This window comes from Herbaspirillum sp. 3R11 (assembly GCF_004563925.1).
Classification (GTDB): Bacteria; Pseudomonadota; Gammaproteobacteria; order Burkholderiales; family Burkholderiaceae_D; genus Herbaspirillum.
Genome location: NZ_SPNJ01000006.1, coordinates 157,866 through 175,811 on the forward strand (window position 1 = coordinate 157,866; position 17,946 = coordinate 175,811).

Here is a 17,946-nt window from a genome sequence, read left to right on the forward strand (position 1 = left end):
TGAGAAAACTCTCAAAAATCAAGTTGTAAAAAATGCAATAACTAAGGCTTGGCAACACGCCGCCGGCGCCGCACCAGCCCGGCGGCAACGGCCGCTACCGCAATCAGCGCCAGTGCTGCAGCGAGGATGGCCGCGCTGCGATGCGTCGCCAACCAATGGCGTGTCTTCTTCCACGCCTGCACATACGGGAAGCGTCCCGCCGCCTTAAAGTCCGGCTCCGCGCAGTTCTGGCCGAAGTCCGCCGAGAACGGCACGGCCGCGCCTTGCTTCACGTAGCGGCGGTACGGCACGGGGGCCAGCGCCGCATCGTAGTAGACGAAGCCGGTGCCCTGGCACAGCACCGCGGCGAAAGCCTGCGAGCGCGCCGGCAGTTCGTCGGCCGACTTCATGATGTAGTCGACGGCGATGTTGCGGTAGTGATAGCGCTGGTTGGGTTTGCTCTCGCTGGCGGCATAGCGCTTGCGTTCGTCCTCGGTGACGAAGGGGCCGGGCAGGTCGGCGGCGGCGCGTTGTTCGGGGGTGGTGACGAGCGGCGCCTTGCTGGTGTCGCCGTGCGGATATTTCTGGACTTCCATGCGCCCCATGCCGAACGCCAGCATGCCGCCGAGGCCGGTGTAGTCGGGCGCTTCTTCGTATCCCATGATGTCCATGCCGCGCCGGCGCGCCAGCGTGGCGGCCTTGTACCAGGCTTCAGCGCGCGTCACCGCGCGCCATGCATGTTTGGCGTCATCGAGCGCGTCGCCGTATTCCTTGGCCGTGGAGCGATAGCGCCAGGAGGCCAGCGTGCGCTTGCCGTCGGTGTAGTAATTTTCGTCGATATCGACGTAGCGCCAATCCTGGTCGTCGGGGAAGTAGGGCAGCGCATCGCTGACGCGTCCCTCGCGCACCAGGCGGCGCGCCAGCAAGCGGCGCAGGTAGTCGGACTGTTGTGCCGGATGCGCGCCCAGCCAGTCGTAATAGGGCTGGTCGGGTGTCGTCGGGAGGACTGGCGGCGGTGGCGGCACCGGTGTGGCCGGGACATGCGCATCGACATAGGTCTTGAGTTCATCGACCGTCAGCACGCGTTCGGCCAGGTACCAGGTGTCGCCGCTGTAATCGCTGTAGAGCGGATGGCTGAGACTGTCATCCTTGCCGCGCGACTGGCTGGCCTTGGTGACGTTGTACAGCTGGTCGAAGGCTTCGACATATTGTCCGCGCGACAGCGACAGCACGCTTTGCTCGGCCTTGATCAGGCCGAGCGAGGCAGGCTCGACGCTGGCGTCATTTTGCGGGAAGGCCTTGGAAGCCTCGGCATAGGCTTGCGCCGCAGCCGCCACATCGCCCTTGCGCAAGGCCAGCTTGGCGCGCACCCAGCTGGCCAATGCGCTGCGCTGCTTGTCCGCCAGCGTCTGCGCCAGGTCATACAAGCCGCTGCGATAGGCCAGCGCCGCCACGCGGTCGGCGTCGGCAATGTTGGCGATGCCGCGTTTCTGCAATGCTGCAACCAGCGACGGCAGCACCGGATTGACCTTGACGTCCTTGCCGCCTCTGCCGGCATCGGCGTAACCGTAACCGCCGCCCCAGGTATCGTATTCGGCCGGCCGGCTGGCGTCGGCGCCGCTCATGTCGCCCACGCGCGCCAGCGCATAGCTGACCAGCAGACGTTGCGCGACCGGATCGTCGATCAGCTTCTGCGCCCGCTCGGCGTCGCTCAGCGCCCATTCCGCAAGGATGCGCAGCGACTGTACGCCGCTGTTGGAATTGCGCGCGGCCTGTTCGGCGTACAGGCGAACGGCTTGCTTGAGGTCGGCGGCGGAGACCTCGTCGGCGCAAGGCATGGCGTTGACGAAATCGAGATAGCCGCACAGGGTCGAGCCGTTGATCGCGCCATTGACGAGGAACAGGCGCGCCTGTTCGCCGTAGCTGGCCACTGCCAGGCCGTGGGGATCGGCGGCGCCCGCCGCAGCGCGCGAGCGCGCCAGTGCATAGGAGCGGATGGCGTCGGCGCGTTCTGCGGCGGGCTTGTTGCCGGCGGCTGTCATGGCGCCGGCATGGCTTTGTCCGAGCATGTAGGCAGCCGACACGGCGCGTTTGTCACCGTCGGCCTTGGGCAGGTCGAGCACGGCCTGGAAGCGTTTTTGTGCGCGCAGTCCGGTGTCGCCTGTCGCAAGATAATCCACCGCGCCGGCCGCATACAGTCGCACCGCCGGCGGCAAGTCCGTGCCTTGCGCGTACGCGGCGTCGCCGTCCTTGAGCGCGCGCACGGCCTTGAGCTGGGCCAGCTGTGCCGGGGTCATGAAGGCGGCATCGGCGGCGTCAGGTTTGCCGGACGGATCCGGCGCGCTGTCGCTTTCATTGGCCAGCAATGCGTCGCCGGGTTTCACCAGATGCGCAGCTTCGTAGGCGAAGGAATTGGCCGGCGTCGCCTTCAGTGTGCCGGCGCGATCGTCGAGCACCTGCAGCGGGAAGTCGGGGCCGCAGGCAATCACCACGGCGGCGCTGAAAGGGATCGCCAGGGCGACCGCGATGCGCAGATGCTTGATATGCATGTCAGTGTTCCACATGGAGTTGGATGTGTTGTTGTCCGCAATGCGCCCAGCCGATGTTGCGCTGGTAGCCGGCGCGCAGCAGACCGTCGTGCGTGCGCCGCAGATATTTTCCCTGGGCGTCGGCTTCCAGGGCGTAGCCGTTGATGCCGTCGGCGGCGTCGCAGGCCGATGCCGCGTCGATGCGCACGATCAGCGGCAGCGCGCTGTCGGCGTTGCCGTTGTTGCGCAGCGTGAGGTCGTGCAGGCCGGCTTGCGTATTTTGCGTATTGACCTGCGCTTCCACCGTGACGGCCGCTTTGAGCGGCTGGCGCGCCAGCACCGCTTGCCAGGTCGGCAGGCTCCAGTTGCGTACGTCGTCTTCGGTCGGCAGGCGGAACCAGACTACGCCGACCAGGCCGGGTTCAGGATTCTTGTCCAGTTGTGCAAGGAAGGCGCTCACCACCGCCGGCGAGGCCGTCAGTTCCTGCGCGGCGCTGCCGGACGCCAGCAGGGGTCGTTCGCTTTCAACGGTGCTGATGCGGCCGTTGTCGTCCCAGCTCACGCGCGTGCTGTACGACGGCAGCGCAACGCGCCACGGATGCGTGGTCTGTTTTGCATAGGCTTTCAGCCACGCTTGTGCGCGCTCGGCGTCGAACAGGCCCTGGCGTGGATTCATCACCGCATGCACCTGCAACACCGATTCATCGGCGACAGCCAGCAGCTTGCTCAGCTCGGGGCTGTTGAGCCAGGTCGGCAGCGCGGTGATCGACAGCGTGGTGTCGCGGTCCAGGCTCTGGCGCAGTCCTGCCAGGAAATCGCGATACGCCGGCAATTGCGAGGTCGGGCAGTCGTAGTCGATTTCTACGCCCGCGACCGGCACGCCTTGTTGCCGCCAGCGCGCCAGCAGATCGCTGATGCGCGCATGCGTGGCGGCATCGAGCGACTCGGTCTGGCCATCCAGCCGCACCACCATCGCGATGGCGTGCTGCGTCGTCTTCAGCGCCTGCCAGTCGGGATTGGCGATCTTCCATTGACGTTGAGCGGAGAGTTCTCCAGCGAGTACGCGCCAGCCGCCGACCAGCTGGTCGCTGGCCTGCATGGCGGCAGCAACGGCCGGGCTCCATTGACGTTGCCAGATGTACGCCTGTTGCGGCAAGACTTGTGGCGCGCGCTGGCAGGCGGCAAGCAGGCCGCAGATTGAGAGAAGCAGCAGAACGGAAATCGAACGCAGGCGCCGGTGGCGGGATTGCAAGCCGAATGGGGGGCAGCGCAGCATGTGTGGTGTGGGGAAGTACAGGTTGGGAATCGGAGCTGACAGAGATCAGGCCGCAGACGCGGCACAGGCAATCATTCTAGTTTATCCGTCTGACGCTGCGCTGAGGCGCGGGGGATTTATTCACGCGAATGGTGAATGGCAGGAGAAGAACGAAGCGCCGCCCGATCGATCAGGCGGCGCAGCGCAAGCGGCGTTGACGAAGAACTACACCGCGCCGCGCGTATCCACGTACACCGCATACAGCGAATGGCTGCTGGCCATGAACAGGCGGTTCTTCTTCGCCCCGCCGAACACCAGGTTCGGGCAGCGTTCCGGCAGGTGGATGTGGCCGATGGCCTTGCCTTGCGGCGTGAACACGCGCACGCCGTCGAGCTCGGACGGTTTGGCGTCGAGCGCGCCGTTGCTGCCCCAGCCGCACCACAGGTTGCCGTCGACATCGACCTTGAAGCCGTCGATCGCGCCTGGACCGGCGGCGTCGACCGCCAGCGTGCGCGAACCGAGTTTGGTGCCGTTGTCGGTCAGCTGATAGGCCCAGATCAGGCGGTTCGGCGTGGCGCGCGACTCGACGATGTAGATGACTTTTTCATCGGGCGAGAAAGCCAGGCCGTTGGGGCCGGCCAGCGCATCGGTGATCAGGCTCAGCTTGCCGCTCTGGCCGTCGATGCGGTAGACCGCGTGCGGCAGCTCGGAAGTTTGCTTGTCGCCTTCCCATTCGCCGGCGATGCCGAACGGCGGATCGGTGAACCAGATCGAGCCGTCGGATTTGCAGATGATGTCGTTGGGCGAGTTGAAGCGCTTGCCGTTGTAATTATCGGCCAGCACCGTGATGCGGCCGTCGTATTCGGTGCGCGTGATGCGGCGGGTCAGGTGCTCGCAGGCGATCAGGCGGCCTTGGCGGTCGCGCGCCAGGCCATTGGTGAAGTTGGCCGGGTTGCGGAATACCGAGGTCGTGCCGGTGACTTCGTCCCAGCGCATGATGCGGTTGTTGGGGATGTCGCTGAACAGCAGATAGCGGCCGTCGCCGAACCAGACCGGACCTTCGACCCAGCGGAAACCAGTCGCCAGTTGTTCCACCGTCGAGCTGTACAGGCGGTATTTGAGGAAGCTGTTGTCCAGCACCTGCACGTTGGGGTCGGGATAGCGTTGGCTGGCCTTGAAGTCGAAACTCTGGGCCTTGGCGGTCAGGGCGGTGGTGGCCATCGCCAGGCCGCCGAGCAATGTTGTACGACGAGTTGCGTCGAAACCAGGCGGTTTTTTCTTGTCTTCTTGATTCATCGTTGTCTCCATGTGGAAAAAAATGCCGGCTTCACCGGCCGTCGGAGCAGGTCCGCAGCAGGCGAAGAAATCAGGTTTGTTCCATATAGGCGTGCGCTGCGACGGGAAATGCCGGTGCGGCATGTCGCAAAGAAGGGGTGATGCGGTCTCCTGGGTGGCAGGTCGCGGCGGGTAGCCGGCCTGCTCACACTTATATGTTGTCGTACATCATAGAGGCGAGACTGATGCTTGGCAATATCATTTTTTGAGGTGATGAACGATGCCATTCTTGGTGATTTTCGAATAGTGATAGCAGATTAAGGCTGTTTATCCGATCCGGACCAAGGTTCACAATAGCTTCATCGGCTGGATCGCATTCGCAGCATTCGCGGCCAGCGTATCCCGACTTCAATCATTCATCAGGAGCACATCATGGAACAAACCAACATCGCCACAGCACAGCAAGTCGCCATCGTCACCGGCGCCTCGCGCGGCATCGGCGCGGAAATCGCCAAAGAACTGGGCAGGCAAGGCTACGCCGTGGTCGTCAACTACGCCGGCAACGCCACCGAAGCGCAAAAGGTAGTCGACGCCCTCGCAACTGGCCAGGGCAAAGGCAAAGCCATCGCCGTACAGGCCGATGTCGCCGACCCCAAGGCCGTCGACGCTTTGTTTGAACAGACCATCGCCGCCTTCGGCCGCGTCGACGTGCTGATCAACAACGCCGGCATCATGCCGCCAAACCTGCCGATGCTGGCCGACACTGACGACGCCACCTTCGACCGCCTGATCGCGGTCAATCTGAAGGGCAGCTTCAACACCATGCGCGCCGCCGCCGCTCATTTGCAACAGGGCGGTCGCATCGTCAACTTCTCCACCAGCGTCATCGGCCTGGCATTGCCCGGCTATGCGGTGTACGCCGCCACCAAGGGCGCCATCGAAGTCATGACCAACATCTTCGCCAAGGAATTGCGCGGCAAGCAGATCACCGTCAACGCCGTCGCGCCGGGACCGACCGCCACCGCGCTGTTCCTGGACGGAAAATCACCGGAAGTGGTCGAGCGCATGTCCAAGGCCGCGCCGCTGGAACGCCTGGGCGCGCCGGAGGATATTGCGGCGACGGTGGCCTTCCTGGCGGCGCCGGGCAACTGGGTCAACGGCCAGACTTTGCGCGCCAATGGCGGCCTGGTGTAACGCCGGCGGCTCTCTTCATGCCGCGATCCCGACATCCGATATCAGAACCTGGCATTCAATCCGAGCGTGACCGTGCGCTCGTCGCCGGGCGCAATCCAGACGTTGCTGTAGGAACTGGCGTAGTAGCGCTTGTTGAACAGGTTGCCGACATCCAGCGACAAGCGCACGACCGGTGTGACTTGCCAGTACACAAGCGCCTTCGCCGTCACGTAGGCCGGCAGCATGAAGCTGCCGCCGGCGTCGCCGGTACGCGCGCCGACATAGTTGATGCCGCCGCCCACGCCATAGGCGCCGCCCTGCGTGTCGACATCTTCATACACCGTCAGCAGGCTGCCTGAAGTGCGCGGTACATTGATCAGGCGCGCGCCGACCGCCAGTGTGTTGTCTTTGGCGACGGCGGCGTCGGTATACGCCAGGTTGCCGGTAATGCGCCAGTGCCGCGCGAACTTGCCGTTGAAGTCCAGTTCGACGCCGCGGCTGCGCACTTCGCCGGCGGCGATGCTGTAGGAGGCGTTGACCGGATCGACGGTCAGGACGTTGCGTTTGGTGATGTTGAACACCGCCAGCGTGGCGCCGGCCTGCTGGTCGCTGCTCTCGTACTTGAGCCCGGCTTCGGCGGCGCGCGCGGTCTCCGGACTGAAGGCATTGCCGCCGGCATCGCTGCCGCTGTTGGGACGGAAGGATTTGCCGACGCCGGCGTACAGCGACACCGACGGCGTCGCCAGGTAAGTCAGGCCGAGGCGCGGCGAGCTCGCACTCTGTTCCTGACGCGTGTTGATTCCGTTGCGACGGTTGCTCAACGTCGAACGGAAACTATCGAAGCGCACCCCCGCCAGCAACCGCCAGCGTTGCGCCAGGCTGATCTGGTCTTGCAGGAACAGCGCCGCGCTGCTCTGGCGTTCAGAGGTGTCGGTGTTGGGCAGCGGCGTCGGCTGAGGCTGACCGTAGACCGGATTGCCGACATTGATCGCATACGGGGCACCGGCGCTCGGATTGATGCGCAGCATGCGCTGGTCGAGCGTCATGCGGTCGGCTTCAATGCCGGTCAGGATCTCGTGACCGATGCCGCCGGTATCGAACTTGCCGCCGATCTCCGCCTGCAGCGAAGTATTGTGCCATGCATAGTCGCGATAGCGGCGCTGGCGCCACAGCGTGGCGTTGTCGGCGCGCAGCGACGACGCCTCCGTCGAGTAGCCGTCCAGAGTACCTTGCTTGTGGAACACGCCGGTGCGCAGGTGCCACTGCTCATTGATCTGATGCTCCAGTGTCAGCAGATGGTTCTGGTTGTCCATCTTGAGCTTGCCGTCGTTCGGCTCGCCGAAGAAGCGCGACGCCGGCAATGTATCAAGGCGGCCGTTGACCGCCACGATGCCGCGATCCATCGGCGCGATCTGGCGCAAGAACTCCGCCTCGTAGTTGAGCGTAGTGTGATTGCCGAGCAGCCAGGTGAATGCCGGTGCGACGAATTCGCGTTTGCTGCGCACGTAGTCACGGCTGCCGCCCTTGGTCTCGGCGGCGCCGTTGAGGCGGTAGGCGACGTTGTCGCTGAGCGCGCCGGTCGAGTCGATCGCGCTGCGGTAAAAATCATTGCTGCCGAGCGACAGGTCGAGGGTGTTGGCGGCCTTGAATTGGGGCTTCCTGGTCACGACGTTGAGCGTGCCGCCGGGCTCGCTGCTGCCGTACAGCGCGGCCGAAGGACCCTTGAGGAAATCGATGCGTTCCACATTGGCGACGTCGCGCGGCGGCGCATAGCCGCGGTTGGAGGCGAAGCCGTTCCACAGGATATTCATGCCGCCGTTTTCATTGCCGGAAAAACCGCGCACCGAATAGTTGTCCCACAGCCCGCCGAAATTGTTCTGGCGCGCCACGCCGCTGACGTACAGCAGCACGTCGTCCAGGCGGGTGGCATGGAGGTCGTCCATCAGCTGGCGCGACACCACCTGCACCGACTGCGGCAATTCCTGTAGAGGCGTGTCGGTGCGCGTGGCGCTGGCGCTGCGCGACTGGCGGTATTGTTCTTTTTCACCGTTTCCGGTGACGGTGATGGCTTGCAGTTCCGTCGGCGCTGCATTGGTCTGCGCGCGCACGTGATTGGTCTGGACGCAGGCGAGCAGACCCAGGACCGCAAGGCGGATGGTGGTGTGGTTCATGGAGCGAGGACTTCCCAAAGAAGATGATTGGCGGTTGCCGGCGTCACGCCCACGCGCCTGGCGGCTGCGGCTGGCGCGTTGATGTTGCTGCGGGGGTGACGGACACGATGTGTGCGGCGGGATTGTAATGAAGCGCGCCGGTGAATGGCTGTGGCTCATGCACTATTGTCCTAAAACTCTGATTCCTGCAATCCAACGGGCGAAGATCTTTGAGGGAAGGAGGCTGCATCGCTCGATATCGAATAGGTAACTGCCGTCACCGGGCGACGATGGCGCATTCTGTCCGTCGCTTGTCCGCCGCCAGTCTTGACGTCATCCCGCACCACTCTAAGATGGGCAGCCCGAGGCGTGACGAAACGATAAAATGTCTGCCTCTGAAGGACAGCAGCCGTCGCTTTTTTCGCGATGCTCACAAGGTCATGCTCATAAGGTAAAAACATGCTCGCTCAACCCATGCGCCCCGCCCACATCGCGCTCGTCCTGCTGGTTATCCTGGTCTGGGGCGTCAACTTCGCCATCATCAAGGTCGGCCTGAACGGCGTGCCGCCGTTGTTGCTGGGGGCACTGCGCTTCTTGCTGGCGGCGTTTCCGGCGCTGCTGTTCGTGCGTCCGCCCAAGCTGCCGCTGCGCCTTTACCTGGCGTTCGGGCTGACCATGTCGGTCGGCCAGTTCGCCTTCCTGTTCAGCGCCATCCACGTCGGCATGCCGTCCGGACTGGCTTCGCTGGTGCTGCAGTCGCAGTCCTTCTTCACTTTGTTGTTGACGGTGCTCTGGCTGCGCGAAAAATGGCACGCCAACCAGCTGGCCGGCCTCGCGCTGGCCGCCGCCGGCCTGGTGCTGATCGGCAGCGCGCACGGCGCTACCATGCCGCTCAATGGCTTCCTGCTGACGATTGCGGCGGCGGCCATGTGGGCATGCGGCAATATCGTCAGCCGCGCGGTCGGCCGTCACGGTCCGATCAACCAGGTGGCGTTCGTGGTGTGGGCCAGCCTGGTGCCGCCGCTGCCGTTGCTATTGCTGTCGTGGCTGATCGAAGGACCGTCTGCAATCGGCTCGGCATTGCAGCATTTCAGCCTGCAATCCTTCGCCGCAGTGGCCTACATCGCCTGGGCCTCGACGCTGTTCGGCTATGCGGTGTGGAACTTCCTGATGTCGCGCTACGCCGTCAACCGCATCGCGCCGTTCACGCTGCTGGTGCCGCTGGTCGGCCTGACCACCGGCTGGCTGGCTTTCGGCGAAGAGCTGCAGGCAGTGCACCTGATCGGTGGCGCCTTGCTGATGGTGGGGCTGATCGTGAACCTGTTCGGGGCGCCGTTGCTGGCAAGGCTGAAACTGAAAACTTGAAATTCCGGCAAGGAAATCATCGGTGCGTACAAGAATTTGCGCGCCGATGTCACAATCGGCAGTAGCTGCCTCGTCTTATCAACGGGAATCTTCCCTGACGATCAAGGACTGAAAATGCACACCCGAATGAACCCCTACGCCACCGAGATGAAACTGGTCCGCCCGCTGATCAGTTTCGCCCAGACCGTCGAAAGCATGGGCCTGGAACCGGACCTGATGGAACTGGTGAAAATCCGCGCCTCGCAAATCAACGGCTGCGCCGTCTGCCTGCACATGCACACCGCCGCCGCGCGCAAGAATGGCGAAACCGAAGAGCGCATCTACATGCTCGATGCCTGGCGCGAATCCTCGCTCTACACCGAACGTGAACGCGCCGCGCTGGCCTGGACCGATGCGCTGACCCTGCTGACGGAAAGCCGTGCGCCGGACGACGTTTATCGCCAGGTCGAACGCCAGTTCACGCCGGCCGAGCAGGTCATGCTCACGCTGATGATCAGCGTGATCAACACCTTCAACCGTTTCGGCGTGGGCTTCCGCCTCGGCGACGAGGCGCTGAAGCAGGCAGCGTAAGTGGAGCGCACGCCTGAACAGCAGGCAGCGGATTCCTTCGATCCGCTGCGCCCGCGGCTGGTGCGGCTGGCCTATCGCATGCTGGGTTCGGTGGCAGACGCCGAAGACATCGTGCAAGACGCCTTCCTGCGCTGGCTCGGCACCGACCGCACGCAAGTGCTGTCGGCCGAAGCCTACCTGCGGCGCATCGTCACGCGGCTGTGTCTCGACCAGATCAAATCGGCGCGCCATCAGCGCGAAACCTACATCGGTCCATGGCTGCCCGAGCCGGTGGTGCAAAGCGCCGAGGACGAGCTCGACGACGTCACGCTGCCGCTGATGATGGCGCTGGAACGGCTGTCGCCGCTGGAGCGCGCAGCCTTCCTGCTGCATGACGTATTCGACGTCGGCTTCGACGACATCGCCGACATCATCGGCCGCGAACCGGCGGCCTGCCGCCAGCTCGCCAGCCGCGCCCGCACCAACGTGCGCGCGCAACGCCCGCGCTTCGACCTGCCGCCCGACCGCGGTCTCGAAATCGCCACGGCCTTCTTTACCGCCTCACGCAGCGGCGACCTCACCAGCCTGCGCAGCCTGCTGGCCGACGACGTCGCCCTGCACGCCGACGGCGGCGGCAAACGCCCGGCATCCGCATTCCCGATCCACGGCATCGCCGAGGTCGTGCAACTGCACCGGGACCTGGCGCCCATCTTCGCGCTGAACCGCTCGCGCGTGGTCATGTACGGATTGATCAACGGCCTGCCGGGATTCATCACGCGCGAAGCGGATGACATTTTGCAGAGCACGGCGTTGCGGATTGTGGAGGGGAGGATTGCGGAGGTGTATGTGGTGCGCAATCCGGACAAGCTCAGGCATCTGCAAGCGAGTGGGGCGAGGCATTGAGCCCGCGAAGTCCTCAACCCGGATCGCGCTGCACGGCGCCTTCCGTCTGCGCCGCCTGCGCCACCACCTCCCGCACACTTCGATTCTGCCAATGAAACGCTATGAACGCCTCCGCCGGCATCGGTATCGCCAGCCTTGCGCGTAGTCGATTTTTTGTTTGCGCAGGTACTCGGCCTGCTCTTCGGTCGTATGAAAACTCTGATTTTTGCAATCAGGCAGGCAAACATCTTCGAGGGGAGGGAGTTGAGGCGTTGCACACGGTATTCCCGTGAAGAGAAATACCGTGCGTGATTGAAATGTGAAGAGATACGCGAAGACACAGCGCCGACCGGCGCCATGGAATTCCTCAAACAGTGACCATCAGGAACAGCCGCCGGAACGGCACCAGCGTGGCGCCGTCCGCGCGCTGCGGATAGGCTTGTCGCATGCGCTGCGCGTATTCCTCGCGGAAGGCGGTGCGGCGCTCGCCTTCCAGCTTGTCCAGGTAGGGGCGCAGGCTGGTGCCGCTGGCCCATTGCACGACCGGATCTTCACCGTGCAGGACATGCAGGTAAGTGGTTTCCCAGATATCCAGCGTCGCCGCCAGCGGCCGCAGCAAATCGTAATAGCCTTCCCTGGTCAGCAGCGAGCGTCGATCCGGCACCTGGCCCAATGCATCGGCGTAAGTGGCGGAACGCGCCAGCTCTGTCTGCGCCACGCGCAGCGGCGCATCGTGCATGAGCGGCATTTGCACCGCCAGGCAGCCGCCGGGGCGCAGGAACGAGACCAGCCGCTGGAACAGTTCGACGTGATTGCCGAGCCACTGCAAGGTGGAGTTGCTGTAGATCAGGTCGAGCGGGCCGTCGGGCGCCCAGGCGTCGATGTCGGCGCGCAGGAAACTGCATGTCGGCGTGGCCTGGCGCGCCGCGTCCAGCATGCTGTCGGAACCGTCAATCCCGAGTACTTCCGCGTCAGGCCAGCGCTGTTTGAGTATCGCCGTCAGATTGCCGGTGCCGCAGCCGAGGTCGACAATGCGGGTGGGTGTGGCCGCCATCGCCGGCACATGCCACAGCAGATCGATGGCCGGTCGCAGCCGCTCGTCGCCGAAGCGCTGGTATTGCGAGGCGTCCCAGATGTCGTGTTTGGTTTGCATGATGTTCTCTCCCGAGTTGGTCCGGTCGGTTCATGGCCTCGCAGTAAGATCGTGGACAGGTTCTTCAGCTTCGCGGTCGATGGTCGAAGTATGGCGGGTTTCCGGCATGACGATATAGGTGATCAGCGAAATCGCCGCGCACAGGCTGGCATAGTAGAAGAACCAGGGTTCATGTCCGGACGCCTTCAGGCGCAGCGCGACGAACTCCGTGGTGCCGCCCATCACCGCCGTGACGATGGCGAACGGCAGGCCGACGCCGAGCGCGCGCACTTTGGCCGGAAACAGTTCCGACTTGACCAGCCAATGGATTGAGCTGAAGCCGCTGAGAATGCCGAGCGCCGCCAGGTTCAACAGGAATGCCGTGCTGGTGCTGCTGGTCGTGCCCAGCGTATGCATGATGGGAATCGTCAGGAAGGTGCCGCCGATGCCGAAGATCATCATCACCTTGCGTCGTCCGATCATGTCCGACAGCAAACCGTACAGCGGCTGGAACACCATGTAGATCAGCAGCGCGATGGTGGTGATCAGGGTCGCCTGGTCGCGGCTGAAGCCGCTGGTGTTGACCATGTATTTCTGCAGGTAGATCGTGAACGTGTAAAACGCCACGGTGCCGCCGATACTGATGCCGACGCTCCAGATTACTTCGCGCCGGTAGCGCAGCAGCACCGACAACAGGCTCTCGCGATTGTTTTTGCTCTGTGCGCCGCCATGCTTGACGAACGCATCGGTCTCGGCAATGCCGCGTCGCAGGAACATCGCAAAGATCGCCAGCAGGCCGCCGATGAAAAACGGAATGCGCCAGCCCCAGGCATCGAGCTGTTCCGCCGTCAGCAGTGCGCGCTGCAACAACAGCATCAGGCCCAGCGCCAGCAGTTGGCCCATCACCACGGTCACCTGCACGAAGCCGACGAAAAAACCGCGTCGGCCCGGCGGCGCCATTTCACTCAAATAGGTGGCGCTGGTGCCGGCTTCGCCGCCCATGCTGAAACCCTGCAGCAGGCGCGCAAACACCAGGATCGCCGGCGCGGCGATGCCGATGCTGGCGTAAGTCGGCGTGAGCGCAATGATCAGCGAACCGGCGCTCATCATCGCCACCGACAGGCTCAGCGCCAGGCGGCGACCGTAGCGGTCGGCCAGCGTGCCGATCAGCCAGCTGCCGAGCGGGCGCACTACGTAGCCGACCGAGGCGATCGCCGCGGCGTTGAGCAATTGCACGGTCAGGTTCCCGCCGGGGAAAAACGCCTTGCTGAAGTAGATGGAAAAAATCGAATAGGCGAGGAAGTCATACCATTCGATCACATTGCCGGCGCTGCCGCCGATGATCGAACGCAGACGGCCCGGGCCGGATGGGACTTGCGTGTTGTTCATGTTGTCTCCTGATTGCTGCGGGTGGACGGCAAGATGCACGCATCTATATCTTGCCGTCCTGTGTGAGCTTGGTCGTCGCGCTTAGGCTTCTTAATGTGAAGTCGCCAGCAACTTCACCAGATCGTTTGCGCTGCTCATCTTTTCTGCCTGCATGACTTGTTCAATGATGCATTCGCTTTGCACTGCCGTCAGCCGGTGCGAAGTGAGTTTGCGGAATTTGGCGATGACTTGTTCCGCCGAGGCGAACGAATATTCGCTGCCGCGCGGTGTTTCCACGGTCTCGTCGAGCACGGTGCCGTCGCGCAGCGTGACCTTGACGTGGACCATGTGGCGATACACCGAACCGCGCGCCGTGATGGCCGGGTCTTCAGTCACCTCGACCAGGCGCGAGACGCGGATGCGTTCCGGATCGGTCACCTTCTCTTCGGTGAATTGCTCGACGAAGGCGTCGCCTTCCAGCAGCAGCGTCGCCACGCAATACGGCAGGTTGAGTTGCGCCGAGGTCAGCCCTTGCGGCGCGTAGGGCCAGCCCACGTGATCGACGGTCACGCGCGAGCCGAACACCTGGATCTTCGCGACGTCGGCCGCGCCGAACGGATGGCGTGCCTGCATGTTGCGGATGGCGTCGAGCGTGGTGTGGTTGCTGCCGACGCAGGAGTAGAACTTCAGCGCGATCTGCGTGGTTTCGAAGCGCTCGCCCAGGCCGGCGGTCAGCTTGGTCATGTCGAAGCGGTCGGTCGAGCGCGAGAAGGTGCTGCAGAATCCGCCGTAAGGATTCTCAAATACGTCCATGATGCCGGTGAAGCCGTTGCGCGCCAGCAGCGCGCCGTACAGGCCGCTTTGCGCTGCGCGTCCGGCATGCAGGCGCTTGACCATGGCGCCGAATTGCGCCGCCATCAGCCCCGAGGCTTGCGTGCCGGCGATGCCCAGCGCGTGCACGGTCTGTTCGGGTGTCAGTTTCAGCGCGGCAGATGCCGCCGCCGCCGCCGAAAACACGCCGACGGTCGCGCCCGAATGCCAACCCTGGGCGATATGTTCCTGGCCCATGCACATGCCTACGCGCGGGCCGATTTCATAGCCCGCCACACAGGCTGTCAGGAAGTCGCGTCCATCCATGCGTGGGCTCAGTTCCGTTGCCGCGAACAGGGCCGGCAGCGTCACTGCGCCGACGTGCAGCACGCCGACACGATGCACGTCGTCGAGTTCGAAACTCTGCACCAGCGTGCCGTTGATCAGCGCCGCATGCGGCGCCGACACGCGCTGGCCGGTGCCCCAGACGGCGCAGGTTTTTGTGGCGTCGAGCTGGTCCACGGTCTCCATCAGGATGCGGCTCCACGGCAGTTGCGTGCCGTAGATCGCGCAGCCGAGCGAATCCAGCATCAGCAGCTTGATGCGCTCGATCACCGGCGCGGGAATGTCGTCGTAGCGCAGCGTGCTGACGAAGTCGGCGATGCCGCGGGTGTAGGGGTTCTGGAGTTGGTCGGTGTGACTCATCAGTTGGCTCATCAGTATCAGTTTTTGGTGAGCCAAGTATTGGTCGCTAGGTATTCGTTTGTAAATTGCAGGTTTCGTGTTTATTATTGCGCTTCAGGAAATAATTGAGAGAAAGAGCAAAGGCGATATTGATGAGTCAAAAGCATTTTTCTGGTGTCGATCTGGATGGCGTGCGCGGTTTTGTCGCTGTCGCCGAACGTCAGACTTTCGCCGACGCCGCTCTATCGCTCAATATTTCGGCATCGGCGCTGACGCGTCGCATCCAACGGCTGGAAACGGCGATCGGCACGCCGCTGCTGGAACGCACCACGCGGCGCGTGGCGCTCACGCCGGCCGGGCAATTGTTCCTGCCTGGCGCGCAACGCAGTTTGCAGGAACTGACGGCGGCATTGCGGCTGGTCGACGACGCCGGCGACACGCGCACGGGCCAGATCGTGGTCGCCTGCATCCCGACGGTCGCCAAGCAACTGCTGCCACGCATCATCCGCGACTATCGCCTGAGCCGCCCCGACGTGCGCATCCGCATGATCGACGGCACCGTCGAGGTGGTGGCGCGTAATGTGCGCGACGGTACGGCCGATCTCGGACTGACTTTTCCCACGCTGCCGGATCCCGATTTCGTGTTCGACGCGCTGCTGACCGATCCGTATTGCCTGGTCTGCCCGATCGATCATCCGCTGGCGGCGCTGCCCGAAGTGCGATGGACCGACCTCAAGCCCTACCAGCTGATCATTTCCGGTTCCGGCAGCGGTAACCGCATCATCCTCGACCAGGCGCTGCGCGCGGTGAACTGGCAACCCGAACGGCCGGTCGAGATCGAGCACCTGACGACGTCGCTGGGGTTGGTAGAAGCGGGATTGGGCATTTCGGTGGTACCGCAATCGGCGCTGCCTGGCGAGATGTCATCGCGCATCGCCGTCAGGCCACTGATCAGCCCTACGGTATCGCGCACCATTGGCCTAGTGCGCCGGCGCGGCGTCACGCTGACGCCGCTGGCGCAACACTTCTTGCGCGCCGTGCGACGCATGGCGCCCGAGCTGGAACGCGAAAGCGTCGATTACAGCCGCAAGATGGCGAGGTCGTCCGCGACAGGCGCGATTTAGCCCTGATCGGTTGAAATGATGCTGCCGTCATGCGCTGCATGGGAGATGGCTTGTTGCGCGCTGCGGTTCTGTTTGTAAAAGGCGATGAATGCATCCGCCGGCATCGGCATCGCATACAGCCAGCCTTGCGCATAGTCGACTTTCTGCCTCCGTAAATACTCGGCCTGTTCTTCGGTCTCCACGCCTTCAGCGACGATCTTCAGGAACAGCGTGCGCGCCATGCCGATGATGTGCGGCGTCACGCTGCTGATGGCGGAGTCGGTGCCGATGGTGTCGATGAAGGATTTGTCGATCTTGAGCGCGTCCAGCGGCAGGCTTTGCAGGTGCGACAGGCTGGAGTAGCCGGTGCCGAAATCGTCGATCACCACGGCGTGGCCGAGGGCGCGCGCGTTGCCCAGCGTGAGGCGCGCGGGCAGCACGTTGATGAAGCCGCGCTCGGTGGCTTCCAGCCAGATCTGCTGCGCTTCGACGCCGCTGCGCGCGAGCGCGTGCTGCAGCACGTCGATGACGCGGCCGGTGCGGATGTCGTCGGCGCCAAGGTTGATGGCGATGTGCACGCTGCGGTCGTTGATCAACAGTTCGCCGAGGTCTTCCATCACGTGGTCGATGACCTGGTCGGTGATGGCCATGATGAGGCCGCTGTCTTCGGCCAGCGGAATGAACAGATCGGGCTGCACCAGGCTGCCGTCCGGACGCAGCCAGCGCACCAGCGCTTCGGCGCCGACGCAGTTGCCGCTGGCCAGTTCGATGATGGGCTGGTAGTGGACGATGAATTCACGTTTCTTCACGGCGATTTCCAGTTCGCCCAATGGCGACAAGCGTCGCCGCAGGCTCCACATCACCAGGCCGACCATCAGCACGCTGAGCACGACGCCGATGGGCACCAGCCGCAGCTCCTCTTCGCGCATGCGCTCGAACAGGAAACTGCGCGGCTCCATCGCCACCGCGACCAGGCTATCGCCGCGCGCCACTGCAATCAGGCGCTCGTCGTCGATGCCGTTGACCGGGTTGGCGACCACGCGGCGCACCACCTCGGGGTCTGGCGCATTGAGGTCGCCCAGGATGTGGCCGCTGCCGGTGGCGACCGCCAGGCGCATGCCGGGGTCGACGATCACGTCGGAGAACCGCGACGGTACGGTGAGCACATTGTGCGAGCGGTATTGCAGCGCCATCATGGCGTTGCCCTGGGTGATCAGCGGCTGCATGCGCAGCGTGACTTCAAGGCCGTCTTCGGTGACGAAGTCGGCCGGCGTCTGCTGGACGCGCTCGTTCACCAGGCCCCAGGAAGTGCATTTAAGCAGGCCGTTTTCGAAGTAGCCGATTTCATCGACTGAGCGCGTGTTGATGGTCAGGCGGCGCATGCGCGCGATGTGATCGGGCGAGCAGGGCAGCAGGTTGAGCGGCTCGACCGCGTAGAGCGCGGAACGGATTTCGCGCAGCGAAATGTTGGCGCGCTGGATGGCGCGTCGGGCGAACAATTCGAGACGGCCTTGTTCCTCGTTGACGGCGCGGGTCCAGGCCAGGTACATCATGCTGCCCAGCGGCGCGGCGATGGAAACGATGACCAGCACGGTGGCGATGACGATGGCGCGGGAACGGTCCAAGATGAGCTCCTTCCATGGACATGGCAGGGGCAAATGTCCTGCTGTCTTCCAGTGTAGGCACAAATCCC

Annotated in this window: 13 protein-coding genes; 5 read left to right on the forward strand and 8 right to left on the reverse strand. The window is 63.9% G+C overall.

The genetic code is table 11. The annotated features are described in order from the left end of the window. Window positions 1-41 precede the first annotated feature (41 nt). From E4P32_RS22815 to E4P32_RS22825, 3 genes are all read right to left on the reverse strand, one after another. The gene (locus E4P32_RS22815) at window positions 42-2,528 is read right to left on the reverse strand and encodes a hypothetical protein (RefSeq protein ID WP_233526749.1); all 2,487 of its coding nucleotides are present in this window, start codon (window positions 2,526-2,528) and stop codon (window positions 42-44) included. Window position 2,529: 1 nt separating this feature from the next. After that, window positions 2,530-3,783: a DUF3142 domain-containing protein gene (locus tag E4P32_RS22820; RefSeq protein WP_233526750.1), complete on the reverse strand. Its 1,254-nt coding sequence runs from the start codon at window positions 3,781-3,783 to the stop codon at window positions 2,530-2,532. Between the two features lie 204 nt (window positions 3,784-3,987). Further along, window positions 3,988-5,058, reverse strand: coding sequence for an SMP-30/gluconolactonase/LRE family protein (locus tag E4P32_RS22825; protein WP_116436198.1), 1,071 nt, complete (start codon window positions 5,056-5,058; stop codon window positions 3,988-3,990). Between the two features lie 411 nt (window positions 5,059-5,469). Between E4P32_RS22825 and E4P32_RS22830 the strand changes: the two genes are divergently transcribed. Further along, window positions 5,470-6,231, forward strand: coding sequence for an SDR family oxidoreductase (locus tag E4P32_RS22830; RefSeq protein WP_116436199.1), 762 nt, complete (start codon window positions 5,470-5,472; stop codon window positions 6,229-6,231). 41 nt (window positions 6,232-6,272) lie between these two features. Here E4P32_RS22830 and E4P32_RS22835 read toward each other — a convergent pair whose 3' ends face one another. Further along, window positions 6,273-8,381, reverse strand: a complete 2,109-nt coding sequence (locus E4P32_RS22835; protein WP_116436200.1) for a TonB-dependent siderophore receptor — start codon at window positions 8,379-8,381, stop codon at window positions 6,273-6,275. A 438-nt stretch (window positions 8,382-8,819) separates the two neighbouring features. Between E4P32_RS22835 and E4P32_RS22840 the strand changes: the two genes are divergently transcribed. The 3 genes from E4P32_RS22840 to E4P32_RS22850 all read left to right on the forward strand — a co-directional run bounded on the left by E4P32_RS22840 (window position 8,820) and on the right by E4P32_RS22850 (window position 11,177). Beyond that, window positions 8,820-9,725 carry an EamA family transporter gene (locus E4P32_RS22840; protein WP_233526751.1) on the forward strand — a complete coding sequence of 302 codons (906 nt, stop codon included), beginning with the start codon at window positions 8,820-8,822 and terminating at the stop codon, window positions 9,723-9,725. A 114-nt stretch (window positions 9,726-9,839) separates the two neighbouring features. Further along, the gene (locus tag E4P32_RS22845) at window positions 9,840-10,295 is read left to right on the forward strand and encodes a carboxymuconolactone decarboxylase family protein (protein WP_116436202.1); all 456 of its coding nucleotides are present in this window, start codon (window positions 9,840-9,842) and stop codon (window positions 10,293-10,295) included. Beyond that, window positions 10,296-11,177 carry a sigma-70 family RNA polymerase sigma factor gene (locus E4P32_RS22850; protein WP_116436203.1) on the forward strand — a complete coding sequence of 294 codons (882 nt, stop codon included), beginning with the start codon at window positions 10,296-10,298 and terminating at the stop codon, window positions 11,175-11,177. It abuts the gene before it with no gap. Between the two features lie 346 nt (window positions 11,178-11,523). Here E4P32_RS22850 and E4P32_RS22855 read toward each other — a convergent pair whose 3' ends face one another. From E4P32_RS22855 to E4P32_RS22865, 3 genes are all read right to left on the reverse strand, one after another. Next, window positions 11,524-12,309 carry a methyltransferase domain-containing protein gene (locus E4P32_RS22855; RefSeq protein ID WP_116436204.1) on the reverse strand — a complete coding sequence of 262 codons (786 nt, stop codon included), beginning with the start codon at window positions 12,307-12,309 and terminating at the stop codon, window positions 11,524-11,526. Between the two features lie 30 nt (window positions 12,310-12,339). Continuing rightward, the gene (locus E4P32_RS22860; RefSeq protein WP_116436205.1) at window positions 12,340-13,677 is read right to left on the reverse strand and encodes an MFS transporter; all 1,338 of its coding nucleotides are present in this window, start codon (window positions 13,675-13,677) and stop codon (window positions 12,340-12,342) included. Between the two features lie 90 nt (window positions 13,678-13,767). Further along, complete coding sequence (locus E4P32_RS22865) at window positions 13,768-15,171, reverse strand: MmgE/PrpD family protein (RefSeq protein ID WP_116436206.1); 1,404 nt, start codon at window positions 15,169-15,171, stop codon at window positions 13,768-13,770. A 131-nt stretch (window positions 15,172-15,302) separates the two neighbouring features. Between E4P32_RS22865 and E4P32_RS22870 the strand changes: the two genes are divergently transcribed. Further along, a complete protein-coding gene (locus tag E4P32_RS22870) occupies window positions 15,303-16,274 on the forward strand; it encodes a LysR family transcriptional regulator (RefSeq protein WP_116436207.1) in 972 nt (323 codons plus the stop codon). On the opposite strand, the gene E4P32_RS22875 is transcribed toward E4P32_RS22870, so the two are convergent. Beyond that, on the reverse strand, window positions 16,271-17,878 hold the full coding sequence (locus tag E4P32_RS22875; RefSeq protein ID WP_116436208.1) for an EAL domain-containing protein: 1,608 nt from the start codon (window positions 17,876-17,878) through the stop codon (window positions 16,271-16,273). The genes E4P32_RS22870 and E4P32_RS22875 overlap by 4 nt on opposite strands. Window positions 17,879-17,946: the final 68 nt, after the last annotated feature.